The sequence below is a fragment of the Paenibacillus sp. Soil787 genome (assembly GCF_001429545.1).
Classification (GTDB): Bacteria; Bacillota; Bacilli; order Paenibacillales; family NBRC-103111; genus Paenibacillus_E.
On sequence record NZ_LMSP01000045.1, the window covers coordinates 220,241 to 234,658 of the forward strand.

Sequence of the window (14,418 nt, forward strand, 5' to 3'; positions counted from 1 at the left end):
GCAATTATGGACAAACGCAAAGTGATTACCGCTTATCGCAGGGGAATGATCTCCATTCAGGAATGTGCGCAGATTTTGGGAGTCGACACGTCACAAATCGTGGGTCTCATGAATGATCCACAGCTCTCCGAACTCCCAAGAGTCGTCCAAAAGCAGCCTATGCACGGGTAATCTTTGCTCATGACTAGATGTAGACACGCTCTCGCTAAGGGGATTCTCCCTTACGTGCGAAGCGTGTTTTTGCGTTTGTGCTGTTGCCAAACCTGAGTACCTATACTATAATGACAAAAGATAATCGCGCGTCAAAGCGCTAAAGTGTTTAATAAAAAGCAACAACTCAAAAGTGTATGCTTACGAAGCTTGTGATGCTTCGCAAAACTCATAGGGGGTAACAGATTGTGAGATATTTAACAGCAGGTGAAACGCATGGCCCGCAGCTGACTGCGATTATTGAAGGGTTTCCAAGTAATGTAACTCTAAACTTTGAAGATTTGAACTTCCAATTACATAGACGTCAAAAAGGCTATGGCCGCGGTCGTCGGATGCAGATTGAGAAAGATACAGCGACCATTGCAGGCGGAGTACGCCATGGTAAAACTACAGGAGCTCCAATCGCGCTAGTTGTTGTAAATAACGACTGGAAGCATTGGACTACGGTAATGGGGATTGAGCCCGTAGAAGAGGATAATGAAGGCAAGCGCCGTGTAAACCGTCCTCGTCCGGGACATGCGGATTTAAACGGCGGACTCAAATATAATCAAAAAGATTTGCGCAACATTCTTGAGCGTTCAAGTGCTCGTGAAACGACGATGCGTGTAGCAACAGGAGCTGTAGCACGCCAATTGTTGGCTGAGTTCGGCATTAAAGTAGCAGGACAAGTCATCCGTATCGGTGATGTAGAAGTAGAGCGTCAAGAGCTTCCAGTCGATGATCTTATTCGCATCACAGAAGAATCTCCGGTACGCGTGGTTGATAAAGAGGCTGAAGCGAAAATGATCGCCGCGATTGACGCAGCCAAGGAAGATGGCGATACACTTGGCGGGATCGTTGAAGTTATTATTGAAGGCGTTCCTGTAGGACTTGGCAGCCATGTACAATGGGATCGTAAGCTGGATGGTAAAATCGCCCAAGCGGTTCTTTCCATTCAAGCCTTCAAAGGTGTTGAATTCGGAATCGGCTTCGAGGCTGCAGAGCGTAGAGGCTCCAATGTTCATGATGAAATTTTATACACACAAGAAGATGGCTTTAGTCGCAGAACGAATCGCGCAGGCGGATTCGAGGGCGGAATGACAACGGGTGAGCAAATCATCGTTCGCGGTGTCATGAAACCCATCTCAACTCTTTACAAGCCGCTGCAAAGCGTAGATATTGATACGAAGGAAGTATTCACGGCTCAAGTGGAACGTTCTGATACTTGTGCGGTTCCAGCTGCAGGAGTAATTATGGAGAATGTAATTGCTTGGGAAGTAGCAAATGCTTTCTTGGACAAATTTGGAGGCGACTCCATCGAGGAAATTCGTGCGAACTTAACCAATTTCTTAGCCCAAGTGGAGAGCTACTAATATGAGAGAGCTCACCGTAGATCTTGGAGAACGGTCTTATCCTATTTATATCGGCCAAGGCATTCTTAACGATATCACGGCTCTGTTTGACCGGGCGAAGCTTAGCCGCAAGTCGCCAATACTCGTAGTCACCGATGACGCGGTGGCTGCGCTGCACCTGGAGCGCGTCATGACGCTGCTCCGCGAGGGCGGCTTCGCCGCCACGGCCTGCGTCGTGCCCGCAGGCGAAACCTCCAAATCCCTCGCGCAGCTCGAGGGAATTGTCACCGCCGCCCTCCAGGCGGGCCTCGATCGCAGTTCTGCGATCGTCGCCCTTGGAGGAGGCGTGGTCGGCGACCTCGCCGGCTTCGCTGCGGCGAGCTTTATGCGCGGGATCCGCTTCGTGCAGATCCCGACAACGATCCTTGCCCACGACAGTTCCGTCGGCGGCAAGGTCGCGGTCAACCATCCGATGGCGAAGAACATCATCGGGGCGTTCCATCAGCCCGAGCTCGTTCTCTTCGACATCGACTTGCTTCTAACCTTGCCGCCCCGCCAGGTGAAGGCGGGCCTCTCCGAAGTGATCAAGCATGGCTTGATCTGGGATGCTGCCTTTACGCAATGGTGTGATGACAATGCGGAGAAGCTGCTTGCCTTAGATCCGGAAGCGCTCAGTTATGCGCTTTACATAGGTTGTAAAGTCAAGTCTATCGTTGTATCCCAAGATGAGCGCGAGAATGATTTGCGTGCTATCTTGAATCTCGGCCATACGATTGGCCACGCTTTGGAAGCAGTCGCCGGCTATGGCGAGCTGCTGCATGGTGAAGCAATTGCAATCGGCATGGTGGGGGCTGCTAAGTTAGCTCAGCAGTTCGGTTATGCCGAGGACATCCTTACTGTGACGAAGGGGCTATTCGAGAAATACGGATTACCCGTCAGTATTCCGTCTCATTTGGATACGGATAGCATTATGAGCGCGATGATGCATGATAAGAAATTCAAAGAAGGCACAATGGTCTTCATTATCCCGACGGAAATCGGCAAAGTAGAAATCCGTAAGGATGTAACGGTAGAACAAGTCAGACAAATTGTTGAGCTTTTAAAAGGGGAGAGTTAGCCGATGTTCTTAAGGGGAATTCGTGGAGCGACGACGGTTGAACACAATGAGGCTCAGGAGATTTTAACCGCTACTGGTGAACTGCTTGCAGCAATTGTAGAGGCCAATGATTTTCGTCCTGAAGATATTTGTTCCGTTTTCATTACAGTAACAGAGGATATTACGGCTACATTCCCAGCTCGGGCGATCCGCACGATGATCGGTTGGGAACTAGTCCCATTAATGTGTTCACTGGAAGTTCCTGTTGAGAACTCACTGCCCAAATGTATCCGATTAATGGTGCAGGTGAACACAACCAAGAGCCAAGCTGAGATCAACCATATTTATTTGAAGGAAGCTAAGGCGCTGCGTCCTGATATTGTTAAATTGACAAATGAAGCAACACGGTAGTATAGTGTGAGTAGATGAGTTTAGGTAAGTAGAGAAGCATTTAGTCGAGTAGAGCTTAGCCCAGTTGAGTTGAGAAAAGGTAACATAGGTTTGTATGAAGAGAAGAGCGACTCTATTCGAGGGCGTCTGTTTGTTCATACGCAGCCATGGCTTCTTTTATCATATTCTTCTTGAACTTCTACTGAAACTAAAGTCAACCTCTACTTCGGTAGAGGTTTTTTTGTATTCGAATAGAGTTTTGTGCACCGCTAATATCGACGAGTCGCACAAGCTGAGAGGGGATGTTTCCATGTATACACCTGAAATTCAAGAAGTTATTCGTTTGGCTAAAGATTATAATCTCATTCCTGTCGTGCGTCATTTATTAGCAGATACTGAAACCCCGATACGTGTATTTCAACATCTTTACCAAGAACCGCGCGCATTCCTCTTAGAAAGTGTTGAGGGCGGCGTGAAATGGGCCCGATATTCCTTTATCGGCAGCGATCCCTTCTTGATGATTAAAGCGAAGCATGGGAAAACCATGGTTGAAACACAAACCGAGAATAAGGTTTCAGACGAGAAACCAATCGATGTGTTGAAAGCCTATCTGAGATCCTACTCCAGTCCTCAGCTTGCGGACTTGCCGCGTTTTACAGGCGGTGCTGTCGGATTCTTCGGATACGATTTGCTTCAATACTATGAGAATCTCCCCGCTCATCAAATTGATGATTTACAAATGAATGACATTCAATTCATGTTCTGCGACCAAGTCATTGTTTTCGATCATTTCAAACAGCAGATCAAAGTAATTGCCAATGTGCATGTACAACCTTTTGCAACAGATGCTGACATTGTAAAAGCGTATCATGCGACTTGTGAGAAAATCGATGCCACAATCGAGAAGATCAAGCGTCCGCTTGGCTCCGAGACGATGACTCACAATCCGATTGTGACTGAACCGGATCTTGGCGATATTCGATCCAACATCACGAAAGAAAAGTATATTGCCAATGTGAATAAAGCGAAGGAATACATTAGAGCCGGTGATATTTTCCAAGTCGTGTTGTCGCAGCGTTTTGAAATGGAAACGACTGTTTCGCCTCTGCAAGTGTATCGAGTACTGCGTACGATGAATCCTTCTCCTTATATGTATGTGCTCAAAATGGATGATGAAGTCATTGTGGGTACATCGCCAGAGCTGTTGGTTCGCGTTGAAGAAGAAAAGGTAGAGACGCGTCCAATTGCAGGTACAAGACCTAGAGGGAAGACGCCAGAAGAAGATCTTGCTCTGGAAAAAGAATTGCTCGCAGATGAGAAAGAACGCGCTGAACACTTGATGCTGGTTGACTTAGGTCGTAATGACATCGGGCGTGTATCGGAATTCGGAACTGTGAAGTGCGATACTTTCATGGACATTGAACGGTATTCACACGTCATGCATATCGTCTCAAACGTTTCTGGTAAAATTGCAAAAGACAAAGATTTCTTCGATGCTTTTCTTTCCTGTATGCCCGCAGGTACGGTGTCTGGAGCGCCGAAGCTGAGAGCTATGGAGATTATTGCTGAGTTGGAACCAGAATCTCGCGGTGCTTATGCCGGAGCGATTGGTTACCTAGGCTTTTCGGGGAATTTGGACACTTGTATTACGATCCGTACGATTATTTTCAAAAATGGCAAAGCCTATGTGCAAGCCGGAGCCGGTATTGTATGGGATTCTGTTCCTGAAAGTGAATACCAAGAGACGGTTAATAAAGCGACGGCTTTGCTTAAATCAATTCGGATGGCAGAGGCCATGTTCAGCCCTGAGCCTAGACCAGTTAGCGATATTAACAAAGATTATTTTGTTAACTCTTAAGGGAGAGAAGGAGAGGAGACTCTAGTCATGAGGGGACTTATTCATATACAGCAAGCGCTTGGGAAAGTCATTAGCGGTACTCATTTGTCACGTGAGGAAGCGCGCGGCATCATGTCAGAAATTATGGATGGTGCTGCGACTCAGGCTCAAATCGGCAGTCTGCTTACAGCACTTCGAATCAAGGGAGAGACGCTGGAGGAGATTACGGGCTTCGCAGAAGCGATGCGCAGCAAAGCCGTTCAGGTCGACGTACTGCAGAATGATCTGCTAGATACATGCGGAACAGGCGGAGATGGCGCAGAGACGTTCAATATCTCCACAACGGCAGCGATCGTCGCATCTGCTGGTGGGATTCGCGTAGCGAAGCATGGCAATCGGGCGATGTCGAGCAAAAGCGGGAGCGCAGATGTCCTTGAAGCTCTTGGCGTGAAGATTACGTTAAGCGGTGAACAAGCGGCTAAATGCTTAGACAAAACAGGCATCTGCTTCATGTTTGCCCAAGCGTACCATCAATCCATGAAGCATGTCGCTGCACCGCGGCGCGAGCTAGGCTTCAGAACCGTATTCAACCTGCTCGGCCCGTTAACCAATCCAGCGGGCGCTGACCGTCAAGTGCTTGGTGTATTCGACAGCACGAAGACCGAACTGATTGCGCAAGCGCTGCAAGCTCTTGGACTGAAACGTGCTTTGGTTGTCGCAAGCGAGGACGGTTTGGATGAATTCAGCATTTCGGCACCTACGAAAGTAACGGAACTAAAGGCGAACACCATTAGCACTTATATGATTACTCCGGATGATCTTGGATTACGCGCTCATAGCATCAAAGATGTAGCGGGTGGAGATGCAATCTTAAACGCAGAAATCATTCGTCATATTTTTGCTGGTGAGAAGGGACCTTATCGCGATATCGTACTTGCAAACGCAGCAGCCTGCTTCTATGTAACTGGGCAAGTCGGAACCCTTCAACAGGGTGTGAAATTAGCGGCTGATGTCATTGATTCCGGTCGTGCAGAACATAAATTGAACGAATTAATCCAATATACAGGAGAACTATGCCATGTTTCTTGATAAAATTGTTGCCACCAAGCGGGCAGAGGTTGAAGCGATGAGTAGCTTTTCGATCAAGGATGCTGAGAAATTAATCTCGGACCTGCCACCTTGTTTAGGCTTTGAACAAGCGTTAACTACACGGAAAAACCGTGCTATGGGTTTGATTGCCGAGGTAAAGAAGGCTTCCCCGTCCAAAGGGTTGATTCGCAATGATTTTGAACCGGTTATGTTAGCGGAAGCCTATGAAAAGGCCGGCGCCGATTGTATCTCCGTTCTGACGGATGTGGACTATTTCCAAGGCAGTAACGAGTACTTGAAAGCAGTTCGTAAGGCGGTGAACGTGCCATTGCTTCGTAAGGATTTCACAATTGATCCGAAGCAAATTTATGAAGCGCGTTTGATTGGCGCTGATGCTATCTTGCTGATTGCTGCCATTTTAACGACTGATCAAATGAAGCAGTATCTGAAGCTAGCTAGTGATCTTGGTCTAGATGCACTCGTTGAGGTCCATGATCGTGAAGAGCTGGAACGTGCATTGGAACTGAATACACAATTGATTGGCATCAACAATCGAAATTTGAAAACATTTGTTACCGACTTAGGCACAACTGAGGAACTGATTCAATTCATTCCGGCAGGGAAAACTGTCGTCAGTGAAAGCGGCATTTCTACTGTCAAAGATATGGCTTATTTACAGCAAGTTGGTGCTCAAGCCGTTTTAATCGGCGAGCATTTCATGCGACAACCTATTGTTGAGCAGGCCGTTCATGATCTGATGGGTACGAGGGTTCAAAGGGCGAAGTAGTTGAAGGAGAAAGAGGCGAATTTGATGGCTGTGGGGACGGTTCCAACGGTAAAAATTTGTGGACTTCAAAGCGTTGAAGTGTTAAAATCAATCGTGCATTTGCCGATAGCACATATCGGTTTTGTTTTTGCACCGAGCAAGCGGCAGGTAACGGCAGAGAAGGCTGGAGAACTGATTTCTTTTTTGAAATCAGAACAGGCAAATGGGGTATCTGTCCCCTTAACTGTAGGGGTATTCGTTAATCCGAGCAAGGAGGAGTTAACGGACATTCTGGAGGTGGCTCCCCTTGATGTCGTACAGTTACATAGTCAGGAAGCACCTGATTTTTGCCGATGGGTTCGTGATCAGTTTCAAGTGAAAGTGTTCAAATCCGTTTCGATTTCCAAAACAGAAAACAAAATCCCCGATCTAGAGGATGTAGCCGCGCAGCTTGACCCTTATATTGGGACTGTTGATGCTGTTTTACTGGATACATTCGACCCTGTTTATGGGGGAGGATCAGGTAAAACTTTTGCTTGGGACTGCATTCCTGTTTATCAGGAGTGGGCACGTTCAGCGGGAGTGTCGCTGCTTGTTGCAGGCGGACTTGGGCCAGATAATGTAGATCAACTAGTAACCGCCTATTACCCCGATGGCGTAGATGTTTCCAGCGGCGTTGAGACCGATGGCGTAAAAGATATAGCCAAAATTACAGCATTTGTGGAAAGGGTGACTCGAAAGTGACGCAAGTACCTGACCAGAACGGCAGATTCGGCAAGTTCGGCGGCCGTTATGTACCTGAGACGTTGATGAATGCTCTTATTGAGCTTGAAGAAGCTTATGAACAATATAAAGATGATCCTGAATTTATTGCTGAGGTGCGCTACCTACAAAAACAATATTCAGGCCGGCCAACACCGCTTTATTATGCAGAGCGACTTTCTGAGCTTCTGGGCGGAGCCAAAATTTATTTGAAGCGTGAGGATTTGAACCATACGGGTGCTCACAAAATTAATAACACCATTGGACAAGCGGTTCTCGCAAAACGAATGGGGAAGAAGAAGATTATTGCGGAAACTGGAGCTGGGCAGCACGGTGTAGCATCTGCAACAGTAGCTGCGCTAATGGGATTTGAATGTAAAGTATTCATGGGCGAGGAAGACACGAAGCGTCAACAGTTAAATGTTTTCCGTATGAAATTGCTTGGCTCTGATGTCATACCTGTAACGTCTGGTACACGTACGTTGAAAGATGCTTGTAATGAAACGCTGCGTTACTGGGTTAGCAACGTTCAGGATACTTATTATATTCTAGGGTCCGTTACAGGACCGCATCCTTACCCAATGATGGTGCGGGATTTCCAACGTGTCATTGGAGATGAGTCACGAGAGCAGATTCTTGAAACGGAAGGCAGATTGCCAGATGCAGTAATTGCTTGCGTAGGCGGAGGCAGTAATGCCATGGGTATTTTCTATCCGTTTGTCCAAGATGAATCCGTGAAGCTCATTGGCGTGGAAGCGGCTGGCCGCGGTATTCATACGGAGGAGCATGCAGCTACAATGACCAAGGGGACTCCAGGTGTTTTCCAAGGTTCACTTAGCTATTTGCTGCAGGATGAGTATGGTCAAGTTCTACCGGCTCATTCCATTTCAGCAGGCTTAGATTACCCTGGAATTGGACCGGAGCATTCCTACCTCAAAGATATTGAGAGAGCACAATATTATCCGATCACGGATCAGGAAGCACTAGACGCGCTTCAGCTGCTTAGCCGCACGGAAGGAATCATTCCTGCCTTAGAGAGTGCTCATGCCATTGCTCAAACGGTTAAGATAGCGCCTACCATGTCCAAGGATGAAATTATAGTCGTAAATCTTTCTGGTCGTGGCGATAAAGATGTTGAATCCATTATGAGCTATCTCGACATGGGGAGGGAATAAGCGATGAACCGTATTGACAGTCGATTTGCCGAGCTCAAAGAGCGCGGAGAAACAGCGATGATTCCTTTCCTGACCATCGGAGATCCTTCCCTTGAAGCATCCCTTGAGCTTATTCTGGAAATGGAACGCGCAGGTGCCGACTTGATTGAGCTAGGTGTTCCTTATTCCGATCCTTTAGCTGACGGTCCTGTGATTCAACGTTCCTCTGAACGTGCTTTAAAGCGTAAAATTTCGATCTTTGATGTGATGGACGTTGCTCGTCAAGCGAGAAGCAGAGGTTCTAAGCTGCCTTTCATTCTCTTTACGTATTATAATCCAGTTTTACAAATTGGACTGGAGCGCATTTTCAAAGCGATGCAGGAGAATGAAATCAGCGGCATTATTATTCCTGATCTTCCGCTTGAAGAAGATAGTGAGACAAGAGCGATTGCTGAAGCTAATGGGATTCATCTTATCCCGTTGGTTGCGCCAACATCCAATGAGCGCGTTAAACGAATTGCAGCTGGAGCCCGCGGATTCGTCTACTGTGTATCCTCATTAGGTGTAACAGGTGAGCGCGCCGAATTCTTCGGAGGCATTGAGGATTTTCTTGCAACTGTACGGGAAGCTGCCAGTGTTCCGATTGTCGTCGGCTTCGGTATTTCGAATCGCGAGCAAGTTCAGCGCTTTGAGAAGCTTTGTGATGGAGTCGTAGTAGGAAGTGCCATAGTACGAACGATTGAGAGCGTACTGCCTCATTTAGAGGTTGATGCTGCAAACCCGGAAGGACTCTTGCAAATTCGTAACTTTGTGGGACAATTAAAACGTTCGGACAACTAATTGACGAGGTGACAATCATGAAACCGAAACAAACGATTGTACATTTACCTGTCTATCAACCAGGTAAACCTATTGAAGAAGTGAAACGCGAGCTAGGTTTGACAGAAGTGATTAAGCTGGCATCTAACGAAAACCCTTTCGGCTCCTCGCCAAAAGTAAAAGCTGCGATTGAAGCGGAATTATCCAACATCAGCTTGTATCCAGATGGGGGAGCTGTGCAATTGACAGAAGCAGTTGCTGAATCCCTTGGCGTAGCAACGAATCAGCTTATTTTTGGCGCAGGCTCTGATGAAGTTATTCTGATGCTGGCGCGGGCTTTCCTTGTTCAAGGTGACGAATCCGTTATGGCTACACATACGTTCCCCCAGTATAAGCATAACTGTGAAATCGAAGGCGCTGTGTCCATTGAAGTTCCTTTGAAAGAAGGAACACACGATCTGGATGGCATGCTTGCTGCCATTACGGAACGTACGAAAATTGTTTGGATTTGTAACCCGAACAATCCGACAGGGACGATGAATACCGATGCGGAGATTAAGGCATTTTTGGCCAAAGTTCCAGATCATGTTATCGTCGTTCTTGATGAGGCTTACTGCGAGTACAACACGACGGGGGAATTCCCGGATAGCATAGAACTAATTGGTCAATACCGCAATGTCATAGCGCTGCGTACTTTCTCCAAAATTTATGGGTTGGCTTCTCTGCGAATTGGTTACGGGATCGGACATCCTGATGTTATTCGATCGATTAATCAAGTGCGGGAACCTTTTAACACAACCAGATTTGCTCAAGCTGCTGCGCTTGCCGCAATCAAGGATCAAGATTTTATCCAAAGCTGCCGAGAAGCGAATACGGCTGGCTTACAATACTTAACTGAAGAGTTTGACAAGATGGGTCTGCAGGCATTTCCAGCACATGGTAACTTCATCATGGTGAATGTTGGCCTTCCAGCTGCGGAAGTATTTAATGGTTTGCTGCGTCGAGGGATTATTATTCGTGGAGGTCATATGTTGGGCTTCCCAACGTCGCTTCGTGTTACAATCGGTTCGCGCGAGCAGAATGAGAAATTCATTGCGGCTTTAACGCAAGTGCTTGCTGAGGTTGCAGTTCAGGCCTAATTTAAATCATAAAGGTTGATTTCATTGACGAAAATTGCGATATTCGGTGTAGGGCTGATCGGTGGATCACTCGCCTTATGCTATAAAGGAAAACCAGGGTTTACGGTCGTCGGTCACTCGCCGAATCCGAAATCAGTTGAAAAGCTTCTAAAACGGAATGTTGTTGATACGGCAACAACTAATATGGCTGAAGCGGCAGAAGGTGCGGACTACATTTTTCTATGCGTGCCAGTTGGTATGTTAGAGGAATATGTCCAGCAGCTCATGCAGCTCCCGCTGAAAGATGGTTGTATCATCACTGATGTCGGTAGTACCAAAGCTTCAATCACGGAGAGTGCAGCCTCCTTTGTCAAGGAAAACGTCTATTTTATCGGCGGCCATCCAATGGCAGGATCTGAACGTCATGGGGTGGAGGCGGCTTCCTCGCATCTTTTCGAAAATGCGTTCTATGTTCTGACACCGGCAGAAGGTACACCTCAAGCTGAGGTTGATCGTTTGACAGAACTGCTTAGGAAGACGAAGGCTCAAATTGTTCAAGTAGGTGCCCGCGAACACGATGATATCGTAGGAGCAATCAGCCATTTACCGCATATTATTGCGGTTGCATTGGTTAACCAAGTAAGAAGCTATAACGAAACGAATCCGTTGTATCAAAATCTGGCCGCTGGCGGCTTCAGGGATATCACACGTATTGCTTCAAGTGAACCGATGATTTGGCGCGATATTCTTGTTAACAATAAAGACGTGCTGCTTAAACTGCTCACGGATTGGAATCTAGAAATGTCACGTTTTATTAAGTTGCTGGAACAAAGTGACGGAGAAGGGATCGCTGAACAATTCCGTGTTGCGGGTGAGTTCCGCAGTCAATTGCCTGAACGCAGAAAAGGGATGATTACGTCCTTATTCGATATTTATGTGGATATTCCCGATCATCCTGGTATCATAGGCCAAATTACAACCTTACTCGGCAACGCTAGAATAAACTTAAGCAACATTCAAATTATTGAAAGCCGTGAAGATGTTCCCGGTATACTGCGTCTTTCTTTTCGAAATCAAGAAGACGCCGATCGGGCTTCCGGACTGCTCAGCGGGCCATACGCAGTGCATGTATGACGCTCATAGTTGTATGATCAAATAGCTGCTTTCTTCCCTTTTTTGGACAATTCAAAAAGAGGGAAGGAATCAGCTTATTTTATTTTTGTTAACAGATTTTCAAAGAAAAAGCTTCGTGATATAATGACATCTGTTCATATATATATTACATAATTTATTGTGGGGCGAACGTGATGAAGGTCCAATTGATAGGAAAAAGTATGCTTATTTTGTTAATCGCTTTCATCAATTTTTTACCATCCTTAGCGAGCGCCAATGATGTTGTTTATTCAAATGAAGTTGTTGTACTGGTATATCACCATATCGATGATCGGGATCAGAGCTCCGTGACGATATCGACAGAGCTGTTCGAAAAGCAGTTAGAAGCTATGCAGCGGAAAGGCTATCATTTCATAAGCATAGATGAGTTTAAAAGCTTCAAGTCAGAGGGGACGGCAATTCCCGACAATGCGGTACTTGTAACGTTTGATGATGGGTACAAAAGCTTCTACACCAATGCTTATCCGATACTCAAAAAAATGCGAATACCTGCTGTGAATTTCGTTATTACCAAAGATTTGGACAACCCGGAAGGAACACCTTTACCATCCTTGTCTAGAGAAGAGATTAAGAAAATGAGACAAGAGTTTGCCGGTATTGATTTTCAATGTCATTCGGATGCGCTGCATGCGATGAATAGTGGCAAGCCCCTGTTAACCAACAAAATAATACAAAACGGAATAACAGAAACAGACGTTGAATTCAAAAAAAGAGTTCTGAATGATACTCGTACAGGTCTTTCAAAACTTATTGAAGTGAATGGCTCAAAGTCCGTGGATTCCTATGCGTATCCTTTTGGAAGCTATGATAATCAAACGATTACTTATCTACAGGAAGCCGGAGTTAAGTTTGCCTTTACAACTAAGCAAGGTATAACTACGAAGGAAACGGATTCTATGCAAATCCCACGGATCAATGCAGGCAGTCCATTCATTCGACCGCATTCCATAAATAATTTGATTAAACAAGCCATGAGACATCAAATACAACCCATTCAATCTTAAAAAATTGAGTTGGTAAACGTTTTCAAAATAAGTATTGACAGAATGAAACCGTATACATATAATAAAAGTACAGTATGGTTTCTCTCCACTCCTATCCGATAATCGCACCATAAGTGCAACCGCCGATTCGGCGGTTTTTTTTTGTGCTTATGTACCATATTTTTCTGATTTTATTATATAATGGGAAGGACAGTCTGTTGTGTGCATCAGACACGCTGCAAATTGAAGTTTATCGAACAATTTGTCGAATCTAGCAGGAATTTCGTAATGAATCAAGAAGTTTTTATAGGCTCGTATTTTATTCGTACATAAATTCATAATTCTTTTACAAATAACCGCAACTTTTCACTCCTGCCGCAGTACAACATGTATGAGCAGTTGGAGTGGTACCCGGAGTCGTTAGGAGGGCCGCCACGTAATGACCGATTCCCAATTGATCAGAGAAATCAAGGATGGAAATGTTCAACTTTACAATGAACTTATGCGTCGTTACGAGCGTAAAATCCTTGCATTTATATTTCATATGTTAAAGAATACGCAGATGGAAGCCATCGCTGAAGATCTGTGTAACGAAACTTTTTATAAAGCGTATCGCAGTTTGCACTCTTTCCGTGAAATCGAGGCGTCCTTTTCAACCTGGTTGTACACCATTGCCCGTAATACGGTTCTAAGTGAGCTGCGCAAAAATAAAAGTGTTCAAGTCTCGCTGGAACAAAGTGGATTGACGCCACATGCGTCCTTTGATGCCATGCCAGAGCAAGCTATGCTGCGTAATGAGAAAGTGTCTATGGTTCGCGAAGCTATTAATAGTTTACCGGAGAAACAACGATCGGCTTTGATACTTAGAGAATACGATCAGATGGATTATCAGGAAATCGCGAACATTTTAGGTCAAACGGTAAGCTCGGTGAAGTCACTCTTGTTTAGAGCAAGGGCATCCGTTAAATTACATCTGGATCCTTATTTCAGTGAACCGATATTCGAAGAATCGAAGGGATGAAAGAGCATGAAGTGTAGTGAGATCCAGGAGTTGTTTGGGGTATATTGGGATTTACCGAATGATGACCTGCGTCGTGCCGCGGTAGATGAGCATATAACAACTTGTGCTGAATGTGCGGAAGAATTTCAAATATGGGAAGAAAGTACGATACTGATTCGTACTGCAGCGATCGAGAGTGAGCTGCCTGATTATGAGCCAATGGTTTCGGGCAAGGTTATGAATCGGATTTACGAAAATGAGTCATGGCGAATTCCAGTTTCTGAACGTATGTATGCCATTTCTTACACACTTAGACGGAATCTTACCGCTGTTATTGCTTTTTGTTTAGCCTTATTCGTATTCAGCTTCTTATTTGCAATCGTGTACGATGGAACGCCTCAATCTTCAATAGCAACTGCGGATAATTCCTTGTTCGATCTTCAAGCACCGCAAGCCTTGAAGACCAGCGGTACTGAATCGATGAATGGTCATAAGATGGGGGACGCAGTAGCGAGTCTGAATCCTAGTTTCATGGAACCTTTACGCTTCCACGTAGGACCAATTCACTCCTATCCACATTACTTACTGGTCGTTTCGATACTAGGTCTAATTGCAACAATTATTATTATGAATTGGTTGTCACGAACAAAAGCATAATGCTCCTGTAGGAGCATTTTTATTTTTATAGAG

Annotated in this window: 15 protein-coding genes; all 15 read left to right on the top strand. The window is 45.6% G+C overall.

Annotated elements, in window-relative coordinates; all coding sequences use genetic code 11:
- Positions 1-6 precede the first annotated feature (6 nt).
- Positions 7-171 carry a hypothetical protein gene (locus ASG93_RS36030; RefSeq protein WP_164484213.1) on the top strand — a complete coding sequence of 55 codons (165 nt, stop codon included), beginning with the start codon at positions 7-9 and terminating at the stop codon, positions 169-171.
- 227 nt (positions 172-398) lie between these two features.
- Positions 399-1,562 (top strand): chorismate synthase, encoded by a 1,164-nt coding sequence (gene aroC / locus ASG93_RS29790; RefSeq protein WP_056838083.1) that lies wholly within the window; start codon positions 399-401, stop codon positions 1,560-1,562.
- Between the two features lies 1 nt (position 1,563).
- On the top strand, positions 1,564-2,658 hold the full coding sequence (gene aroB, locus ASG93_RS29795; protein WP_056838085.1) for a 3-dehydroquinate synthase: 1,095 nt from the start codon (positions 1,564-1,566) through the stop codon (positions 2,656-2,658).
- Between the two features lie 3 nt (positions 2,659-2,661).
- Positions 2,662-3,048, top strand: a complete 387-nt coding sequence (gene aroH, locus ASG93_RS29800) for a chorismate mutase (protein ID WP_047674202.1) — start codon at positions 2,662-2,664, stop codon at positions 3,046-3,048.
- A gap of 289 nt (positions 3,049-3,337) precedes the next feature.
- A complete protein-coding gene (trpE, locus tag ASG93_RS29805) occupies positions 3,338-4,885 on the top strand; it encodes an anthranilate synthase component I (RefSeq protein WP_056838087.1) in 1,548 nt (515 codons plus the stop codon).
- A 27-nt stretch (positions 4,886-4,912) separates the two neighbouring features.
- On the top strand, positions 4,913-5,953 hold the full coding sequence (trpD, locus tag ASG93_RS29810) for an anthranilate phosphoribosyltransferase (RefSeq protein WP_056838089.1): 1,041 nt from the start codon (positions 4,913-4,915) through the stop codon (positions 5,951-5,953).
- Positions 5,943-6,740, top strand: coding sequence for an indole-3-glycerol phosphate synthase TrpC (gene trpC / locus ASG93_RS29815; protein ID WP_056838091.1), 798 nt, complete (start codon positions 5,943-5,945; stop codon positions 6,738-6,740). Before trpD ends, trpC begins: the two co-directional genes overlap by 11 nt.
- Positions 6,741-6,764: 24 nt before the next feature.
- Positions 6,765-7,463 carry a phosphoribosylanthranilate isomerase gene (locus ASG93_RS29820; protein WP_056838094.1) on the top strand — a complete coding sequence of 233 codons (699 nt, stop codon included), beginning with the start codon at positions 6,765-6,767 and terminating at the stop codon, positions 7,461-7,463.
- A complete protein-coding gene (gene trpB, locus ASG93_RS29825; protein ID WP_056838097.1) occupies positions 7,460-8,656 on the top strand; it encodes a tryptophan synthase subunit beta in 1,197 nt (398 codons plus the stop codon). The genes ASG93_RS29820 and trpB overlap by 4 nt, the downstream gene beginning before the upstream one ends.
- Before the next feature lie 3 nt (positions 8,657-8,659).
- On the top strand, positions 8,660-9,475 hold the full coding sequence (gene trpA, locus ASG93_RS29830; protein ID WP_056838099.1) for a tryptophan synthase subunit alpha: 816 nt from the start codon (positions 8,660-8,662) through the stop codon (positions 9,473-9,475).
- A 17-nt stretch (positions 9,476-9,492) separates the two neighbouring features.
- On the top strand, positions 9,493-10,593 hold the full coding sequence (hisC, locus tag ASG93_RS29835) for a histidinol-phosphate transaminase (RefSeq protein ID WP_056838101.1): 1,101 nt from the start codon (positions 9,493-9,495) through the stop codon (positions 10,591-10,593).
- Positions 10,594-10,617: 24 nt separating this feature from the next.
- On the top strand, positions 10,618-11,706 hold the full coding sequence (locus ASG93_RS29840) for a prephenate dehydrogenase (protein ID WP_056838103.1): 1,089 nt from the start codon (positions 10,618-10,620) through the stop codon (positions 11,704-11,706).
- 173 nt (positions 11,707-11,879) lie between these two features.
- Positions 11,880-12,749 carry a polysaccharide deacetylase family protein gene (locus tag ASG93_RS29845; RefSeq protein WP_056838105.1) on the top strand — a complete coding sequence of 290 codons (870 nt, stop codon included), beginning with the start codon at positions 11,880-11,882 and terminating at the stop codon, positions 12,747-12,749.
- Positions 12,750-13,167: 418 nt separating this feature from the next.
- Complete coding sequence (locus ASG93_RS29850; protein WP_056838107.1) at positions 13,168-13,749, top strand: RNA polymerase sigma factor; 582 nt, start codon at positions 13,168-13,170, stop codon at positions 13,747-13,749.
- 6 nt (positions 13,750-13,755) lie between these two features.
- On the top strand, positions 13,756-14,385 hold the full coding sequence (locus ASG93_RS29855; protein WP_047674229.1) for an anti-sigma factor family protein: 630 nt from the start codon (positions 13,756-13,758) through the stop codon (positions 14,383-14,385).
- Positions 14,386-14,418 lie beyond the last annotated feature (33 nt).

Excerpts from the sequence above, each read along its gene's own strand:
- trpC (WP_056838091.1), top strand. The coding sequence starts at position 5,943 with ATGTTTCTTGATAAAATTGTTGCCACCAAGCGGGCAGAGGTTGAAGCG.
- ASG93_RS36030 (WP_164484213.1), top strand. The coding sequence starts at position 7 with ATGGACAAACGCAAAGTGATTACCGCTTATCGCAGGGGAATGATCTCC.
- aroB (WP_056838085.1), top strand. The coding sequence starts at position 1,564 with ATGAGAGAGCTCACCGTAGATCTTGGAGAACGGTCTTATCCTATTTAT.
- ASG93_RS29855 (WP_047674229.1), top strand. The coding sequence starts at position 13,756 with ATGAAGTGTAGTGAGATCCAGGAGTTGTTTGGGGTATATTGGGATTTA.
- ASG93_RS29850 (WP_056838107.1), top strand. The coding sequence starts at position 13,168 with ATGACCGATTCCCAATTGATCAGAGAAATCAAGGATGGAAATGTTCAA.
- trpA (WP_056838099.1), top strand. The coding sequence starts at position 8,660 with ATGAACCGTATTGACAGTCGATTTGCCGAGCTCAAAGAGCGCGGAGAA.
- aroH (WP_047674202.1), top strand. The coding sequence starts at position 2,662 with ATGTTCTTAAGGGGAATTCGTGGAGCGACGACGGTTGAACACAATGAG.
- trpD (WP_056838089.1), top strand. The coding sequence starts at position 4,913 with ATGAGGGGACTTATTCATATACAGCAAGCGCTTGGGAAAGTCATTAGC.
- ASG93_RS29820 (WP_056838094.1), top strand. The coding sequence starts at position 6,765 with ATGGCTGTGGGGACGGTTCCAACGGTAAAAATTTGTGGACTTCAAAGC.
- hisC (WP_056838101.1), top strand. The coding sequence starts at position 9,493 with ATGAAACCGAAACAAACGATTGTACATTTACCTGTCTATCAACCAGGT.
- ASG93_RS29845 (WP_056838105.1), top strand. The coding sequence starts at position 11,880 with ATGAAGGTCCAATTGATAGGAAAAAGTATGCTTATTTTGTTAATCGCT.
- trpE (WP_056838087.1), top strand. The coding sequence starts at position 3,338 with ATGTATACACCTGAAATTCAAGAAGTTATTCGTTTGGCTAAAGATTAT.